This is a genomic window from Frankia tisae (genome assembly GCF_025403405.1).
GTDB lineage: Bacteria > Actinomycetota > Actinomycetes > Frankiales > Frankiaceae > Frankia > Frankia tisai.
The window spans coordinates 1-7241 of the sequence record NZ_JANEZT010000344.1 but is presented as its reverse complement, the minus strand read 5'-3'; the positions used below and the strand labels follow the sequence as shown (position 1 = coordinate 7241).

At 73.1% G+C, this 7241-nt stretch carries 7 protein-coding genes; 1 reads left to right on the top strand and 6 read right to left on the bottom strand.

Features of this window, described 5'->3' with window-relative positions:
• Window positions 1-2796 (top strand): transglycosylase domain-containing protein (locus NBZ85_RS24845; protein WP_308205214.1); only part of this gene is annotated, 2796 nt, incomplete at its 5' end.
• An 81-nt stretch (window positions 2797-2877) separates the two neighbouring features.
• Here NBZ85_RS24845 and NBZ85_RS24840 read toward each other — a convergent pair.
• The 6 genes from NBZ85_RS24840 to NBZ85_RS24815 form a co-directional block, all read right to left on the bottom strand.
• Complete coding sequence (locus NBZ85_RS24840) at window positions 2878-3072, bottom strand: hypothetical protein (RefSeq protein ID WP_261554815.1); 195 nt, start codon at window positions 3070-3072, stop codon at window positions 2878-2880.
• Window positions 3073-3197: 125 nt separating this feature from the next.
• Window positions 3198-3395, bottom strand: a complete 198-nt coding sequence (locus NBZ85_RS24835) for a hypothetical protein (RefSeq protein ID WP_261554816.1) — start codon at window positions 3393-3395, stop codon at window positions 3198-3200.
• A gap of 180 nt (window positions 3396-3575) precedes the next feature.
• Window positions 3576-4724, bottom strand: a complete 1149-nt coding sequence (locus NBZ85_RS24830; protein WP_261554817.1) for an SIS domain-containing protein — start codon at window positions 4722-4724, stop codon at window positions 3576-3578.
• Between the two features lie 17 nt (window positions 4725-4741).
• Window positions 4742-4945 carry a Trm112 family protein gene (locus tag NBZ85_RS24825; RefSeq protein WP_261554818.1) on the bottom strand — a complete coding sequence of 68 codons (204 nt, stop codon included), beginning with the start codon at window positions 4943-4945 and terminating at the stop codon, window positions 4742-4744.
• A complete protein-coding gene (locus NBZ85_RS24820) occupies window positions 4945-6303 on the bottom strand; it encodes a phosphomannomutase/phosphoglucomutase (RefSeq protein ID WP_261554822.1) in 1359 nt (452 codons plus the stop codon). Before NBZ85_RS24820 ends, NBZ85_RS24825 begins: the two co-directional genes overlap by 1 nt.
• A 269-nt stretch (window positions 6304-6572) precedes the next feature.
• Complete coding sequence (locus tag NBZ85_RS24815; RefSeq protein WP_261554819.1) at window positions 6573-6974, bottom strand: DUF3499 domain-containing protein; 402 nt, start codon at window positions 6972-6974, stop codon at window positions 6573-6575.
• Window positions 6975-7241 lie beyond the last annotated feature (267 nt).

Sequence of the window (7241 nt, the reverse complement as noted above, 5' to 3'; positions counted from 1 at the left end):
GGCTCGTCGCGAGGGGGATCCACCGGGGTGCCGCCCCGCGCCGACGGCACGCCCCGCGGGGTCGCGGCCGAACGCGCAGCCACCCCGCCACGAGCAGCGGCGGGCAAGGCCGGGCCGACGGGCAAGACTGGACCGACGGGCAAGACTGGACCGACGGGCAAGGCCGGACCGACGGGTAAGGCCGTGCCGCGAGGCGCGGCGGGACCGGCGGCCAAGGCCGGGCCGACTGCCGCCGGTGCGAAGATCCACGAAGGCGCGGCGACCCGCTCGGAGCCGGCCGCAACGCGCTCGGCCACGGCCGCCCCGACGGCGACGACCGGCCGCGCGGCGACCGACGAAGCCCCGGTGACGCCGGCCGGCACCGCCACGAACGGGCCGGGCCGGGCCGCGGGCGGGCCGGGGCGCGGCGACACCCTCGACTCCCAGGCGCCGGCCGCAGGCGCGGTGAGCGGCGGGCCGGAGGCTCGCGTCCTGTCGCGACCGCCGGTGGACCGGCGCCGCGTGCTGAAGAAGATGGCACTGACGGCGAGCGCCCTCGGCGTGGTCCTCGCTCTCCTGTCGCTGCCGTTCGTCGGGGCGCTGGGCCTGTTCGCCAAGGGCAGCGCGGACCATTTCCTCGGGCTGCCGAACGAGCTCATCACCCCGCCGCTGCCGCAGAGCTCGACGATTCTTGCCTCCGACGGCTCGGTGATCGCGACGCTGCGGGGGGCCGAGAACCGCATCGTCGTCCCGGGCAGCGACATCCCGAAGATCATGCGGGAGGCGATCGTCTCCATCGAGGACGCCCGCTTCTACGAGCACGGCGGGGTCGACCCGCAGGGCGTCGTCCGGGCCGCGCTGCGCAACAGCGAGGCCGGCGGAGTGGCCCAGGGCGGGTCCACGCTGACCCAGCAGTACGTCAAGAACGTGCTGCTGCAGAACGCACGCACGACCCAGGAACGTGAGGTGGCCGCAGGCGACTCGCTGGACCGCAAGATCCAGGAGCTCCGCTACGCCCTCGACATCGAAAAGCGCTTCTCCAAGGACGAGATCCTGGAGCGCTACCTGAACATCGCCTACTTCGGCGACGGCGCGTACGGCGTCGGCACGGCCGCCGAGCACTACTTCGGGGTGCCCATCTCCCGGGTCACCCTCGAGCAGGCAGCCCTGCTCGCCGGGCTGGTGCAGAGCCCGTCGCGGTACAACCCGGCCGCGCACCCGCAGGCGGCGACGGCCCGGCGCAACACCGTGCTCGACAAGATGGCCGAGAACAAGTACATCTCGCCGACACAGGCGGATGCGGCGAAGCAGATGCCCCTGAACGTGGTGCCGGCCCCGCCGCCGGCCGCGGACTCCTGCGAGACGTCGACCGCGCCCTTCTTCTGCGACTACGTCCGCTCGCAGCTACGGGCGAGCCCGGCGCTCGGCACCACCGTCGAGGAACGCAACCGACGCATCTACGAGGGCGGCCTGGTGATCCGCACCACCCTGGATCCGCTGGTCCAGCAGGCGGCGCAGGACGCGGTGAGCTCGACGATCGCCCCGGACAACCGGGTGTCCGCGACCGAGGTGGTCATCCAGCCCGGCACCGGCAACATCCTCGCGATGGCGGTCAACCGGGTGTACGGGTCGAACGCCGGCCTGAACCAGACGGTGGTGCCGCTGCCCACGAACGCGACGTTCCAGCCCGGATCGACGTTCAAGACGTTCGTGCTCGCCGCCGCGATCGAACAGGGCTACGGCACGTCGACGGCCTTCTACTCACCGGCCTGCTACGTCAGCCCGAAGTTCCCCCTGGACCGCGGTGAGGGCGACTGCGCCAAGGGCTTCTCGAACTCCGACCCGGCCGAGGCGGGCATCTACGACATCCCCCGCGGCACCTGGGACTCGGTGAACACCTTCTACGTGCAGCTCGCGGAGAAGACCGGCATCCCGGCGGTGATGGAGATGGCCAAGCGGCTCGGCGTCGTCCCACCGAAGGCCGACAAGATCGGGCCGACGGATGGTGCGACCGCCATCGGCGGTGGCCAGTACATGTACGTCTCGCCGCTGCAGATGGCCGACGCCTACGCGACGATCGCCGGCGGCGGCCTGCGCTGCGCCCCCCGGTTCGCCACCGGAGCCATGGACTCCAGCAAGGACCCGATCGACATCGCCCGCCCGCCGCAGTGCGAGCAGGTGCTGGCGAAGGGCGTCGCCGACACGGTGACCAGCGTGCTGGCCGGCGTTCCGATCAACGGCACCGGGACCAACGCCGCGATCGGCCGGCCGTCGGCCGGTAAGACCGGCACCACCGACGAGTACTCCGCCGCCTGGTACGTCGGCTTCACCCCGCAGATGACCGCGGCGGTGTCCGTCGGCGACCCCACCGGCGCCGAGACGCACCCGCTACGCGGCGTCGTCGCGGACGGCCGGACCTGGCCACGGGTCTTCGGCGGTGACCTGCCGGCCATCATCTGGGGCAAGTCGATGCGGGCGGCGTTGGCCAACCAGCCGGTGGTCGCGCTGCCCGGCGCCGACCCGACCGTGGCCCGCGGCACCAAGGGCGGCCTGCAGAACACCCCGCCGCCGCCGCCGCCGCCCGCACCGTCGCCGGCCCCAGGCCTTGGGGACACCCTCCAGAACCTCGGCCAGCAGCTCCTACCCGGCGTGTTCGGCCAGCCGCAGGCTCGCAGCGCCCCGCTCGGCGGCCAGAACGGCGGCCAGCCGACCACCCCGAACGGCCAGAACGGCACCGGGGGTCAGAACGGCGGCGCCCAGAACGGCGGGCAGCCGAACGGCGGCAGTCAGAACGGTCAGAACCAGGGGGGTCGGTAGGCTGCGGCCGCCGAGCCGGCAGGGCCACGCGGCCGCAGCGGCGGCCCCAGGCGAGGTCGGGGGCGGGGTGAGCCGGGCGACTCACCGGGGATCGGTCGCCTCCACGAAGACGAGCGCGACGTCGTCGGTGGCCCCGTGGGCCGCGGCGAGCAGAGCATCCGCAAGGTCGCCGATGGACCGTCGGACCCGCCGCGGCCCGGTGCCACCGAAGCCATGTGCCGCCGCGACGGTGCCCGCGAGGGTGGCGAGGCCGAGGGGTCGGCCGCGCCGAACCACGCGACGTCCTCACACCCACGGGAACACACCGGGCGCGGTCAGCGCGCACTTCACGACCCGTACGGTAGTGCCCACTCTCGGCCTGCTGTCGATCGTGAACTCGTCGACGAGCCGCCGGCTGCCCGTCAGGCCAAGTCCGAGACCGGAACCGCTGGTCCACCCCCCTCCCACAGCTTGATCACCGGGGTGAACAGCTCCAGCAGCTGGTTGGACTGCTCGACGATGACCTGATCCCGAGTCCTGACGTACGTCTCGAAGGTGAACAGGCCGAGTTCGTCGACGAACTCAGCCATACCGGCCAGGCATGACCATACAGAGTCCACCAACCGATCCTCTTCGCCCGATTCCGGACGCCACATCCGTGCTCGACCCGCCGTTGCGGGCATCTCGGCCGGCGCGCCGGCCGCCGATCCGACAGCCGGGCCTGTGACATTGTGCCGGAACGTCGGTCCACCCGTATCGGATAAAACGGTACGAAACGGTCTTTTGGCTCGGTGCGGGGACTACCGACCGAGATCGCGGGCCGCGGGCACCTGGGCCGGGTCGAGCCCGAGCACCAGCGCGAGGTACACGGCCGTGAAGTCGAACAGGCCGATCAGGGAGGCGAGCCGCTCCAGTGGGCCGGACCCCTCGGTGCGCAGCTCGGTGACGCCGACCCCACGCTCGGCGGCGACGGCGACGGCGACCTCCGCCTGGCGGGTGACCTCGGCCCGCTCGGCGTCGGGGTCGCGCAGCAGGATCAGCCGCAGCCGGGTCGATTCCTCCTCCTCGGCCCGGTCGCGGAAGAAGTCCTCGAGTTCGTCCCGGCCACCCGAGTCAGCGGCGCCCAGGCCGGCCCCGAAGGGGCCGTCGAACAATGCCACCTGATGATGGCCGGGATGCGGCAACGCGCCGACGAGAGCCGGATACTTGGCGTTCGTCGCGAACTGGGCGGCGGCGTGCTCGGCCGCGACCGCCGTCACCACTGAGGTACCCCAGATCACCGGCAGCGCGCCGGCCAGCTCCAGAGCCAGAGTCTTCGCCGGGTTGACGAAGGACTCGCTCGACGACCGGCAGCGGGTCGCCACCTCCTCCAGCCGGGCGGCGGCGGCCTCGACGGCGTCGTCGCCGAGCCGGACGACGCCCAGGGCCTCGGCGGCGACGAGCAGCGGCACCGCCAGCGACCAGAGCAGAGCCTGGGCCGGCCGCTGCCCGACGAGCGGGACGAACGACGCCCCGGCGAGCGCGGCCAGGTGGGCAAGCGGGGTGTCCGCCGGCGCGATGACGCCGATCCGCGCGCCGCGCCGGTGCGCCTCCTCCACGGCGGAGCACGTCTCCGTCGAGGTGCCGGAGGCGGACACGGCGAGGACGACGTCGGACACGCCGACCCAACCCGGCAGGCCGTGGGCGTGGTGGCCGATGACCGGAACGGGGCCTGTCGGCCCGGCGACGGCGGCCAGGACGCCGGCGGCCAGCGATGAGCCGCCAACCCCGGCGACGAGGACCGCCCGCGGCCGGCCATCGGCGCCCAGCCGCGCCACCCCCGCCTCCTGCGCGAGGATGGCACTCTGGCGCACCTGCAGGGCCGCCGAGGCGGTGTGCGGCAGCAGCGCCGCGGCGTCGCCGCTGTCGATCCGGGCCGTGTCGTCGAGGATTGCCTCGTCGAGGTACACGCCGACGCCGCGGGGTGTCAGCTCGACGCCGACGCGGCCTGGCCGGAGAACGGCACGGCCTCGTCGAGCAGCATCACCGGAATATCGTCCCGGACCGGGAAGGCCAGGTCGCAGGCGAGACAGACCAGCACCGGAGCGCCGTTCAGCTCGTCGGAGCGCAGCTCACCGTGCTTGCTGCACGGACAGGCGAGGATCTCCAACAGCAGCGGGTCGAGACTCATCAGGATTCCCTTCCGCCCCGGGCGCGCGTGAGGACCTCGTCGCGCAGCCGGCGCATCGTGGCCTCGTCGGGGCCCTCGACGTTGAGCCGCAGCAGCGGCTCGGTATTGGACGGGCGCAGGTTGAACCAGGACCCGTCCGCGAACGAGACGGTAAGACCATCGAGATGGTCGACGTCGGCGGCGCGCGGGGCGTAGGCCTTCTCGACCGCCTGCATCGCGGCGACGACATCCGCCACCTCGGAGTTGATCTCGCCGGAGGCGCTGTAACGGGCGTAGCCGGCGAGCAGGCCGGACAGCGGCCGGGACTGGCCGCCGAGCGCGGCGAGCACGTGCAGCGCGGCGAGCATGCCGGAGTCCGCCCGCCAGAAGTCCCGGAAGTAGAAGTGGCCAGAGTGCTCGCCGCCGAAGATCGCGCCGGTACGAGCCATCTCGGCCTTGATGAACGAGTGGCCCACGCGGGTGCGGACCGGAACCCCGCCGCGCTCGGTGACGAGCTCGGGCACGCCCCGGCTGACGATGACGTTGTGGATGATCGTCCCGCCCGGCTCGTGGGCGAGCTCGCGGTCGGCCACCAGCGCCGTGATGGTCGACGGGGACACGATCTCCCCGCGCTCGTCGACGACGAAGCAGCGGTCGGCGTCGCCGTCGAAGGCAAGCCCGAGATCTGCCCCGGAGCTGCGGACCGCGGCCTGCAGGTCGCGCAGGTTCGCCGGCTCGATCGGGTTGGCCTCGTGGTTCGGGAAGGAGCCGTCCAGCTCGAAGTAGAGCGGGATCACGGTCAGCGGGAGGCCGGCGAAGGTCGCCGGGGCGGTCAGCCCGCCCATGCCGTTGCCGGCGTCGACCGCGACGGTGAGCGGCCGGATGCCGGACAGGTCGACCAGGGTGTGCAGGTAGCGCACGTAATCGGCAAGGAGGTCACGTGTGGTGACCGTGCCGGCACGGCCAGGGGCGGCGGGCACGCCGTGCTCGACCATCGCCCGGATCTCGGCGAGCCCGGTCTCCTGGCCTATCGGCGCCGCGCCCGCCCGGCACAGCTTGATGCCGTTGTACTTCGCCGGGTTGTGCGAGGCGGTGAACATCGCGCCGGGGATGTCGAGCGAGCCGGCGGCGAAGTAGAGCAGATCCGTCGAGCCGAGGCCGGCGGCGATCACGTCGGCGCCCTGGCTGGCCGCACCCTCGGCGAAGGCCGCGGCCAGCGGGATGGACGACTCGCGCATGTCGTGGGCGGTGACGATTCGCTCCGCGTCGAGCAGTCGCACGAACGCGGCGCCGGTGCTCCGGGCGATCTCGGCGTCGAACTCTGCCGGCACGACACCCCGGACGTCGTACGCCTTGAAGATCCGCGACAGGTCGCGCATCCGGTCCCCACCCTTCTGGCTGGTGTCCCCCCGCACCGGGTGAACCGTCCCCCGGGGCCCGCACAGCGCCACAGCGGCCGCGCTCGGTCGAGCCTATCCGCCGGGTCCGACAGGCCCTGGACCGCGTCCGAGGAAGCCCACGCGGGACACATCGCGCCGCTCCCACCCACCTCCGCGGCCGGCCCGATGGCCACCCAGCCCCGGTTGATCCCGGGGGTGGGGTGGCCAGGGCCGGCACCGCTCACGGGGGCAGGGACGCCGGGTCCGCCTCAGGAAGGGCTTGGCACCGCCCGCAGGTGACCGCGACGGCCCCCCGGAGGCGTCTGAGGGCCGCCCTGGGAGCCCTGGGGGCCCTGGGGGGGCTCAGGACCACGCCGAGGCGTCTCGGGACCACCCCGGGAGGCCTCGCGCACAGCGTCCGCCAGCGCCTCCAGGTCATCCCCGGCAACCTCACGGCCACCCTCACGCGACGCTTCGGCCTCGAGCCGGACGACCGCCCAGCCGAGCGGCACGGTGAGCCGATCGGCGTGCGGGCCGCACAGGTCGTACGAGTGCGGCTCGACGTACGGGGACAGCGGGCCCAGTACGGCTGTCGACTCGGCGTAGGCATACGTGAGCGTGGCGACCGCGGCTGCGGAACAGGCCGAGCGGGAGCAGCGCCGAGGCTTCACGTTCCGGACGGTAGCCCCCGGAACGGGCGACGGCCACCACCTATCGTCGTGTCGCGTGACGCGAGGTTGAATCGTCACGCGTTGTCGACCATATCGTTGCGCCGTGCGTCCGAACTCCGGCGTGGCAACGGCATCCGACGCGACATCGAGATCATCAAGATCGTGGAACCTCCTCGGGCTGGGAGGGAAAACCGGGGTCGGTCGCCGGGACGGCGGGGTGCTGGTGGGGCGGCCGGATCACGACGGCCGCCGGGGCCGGTCGCCCGG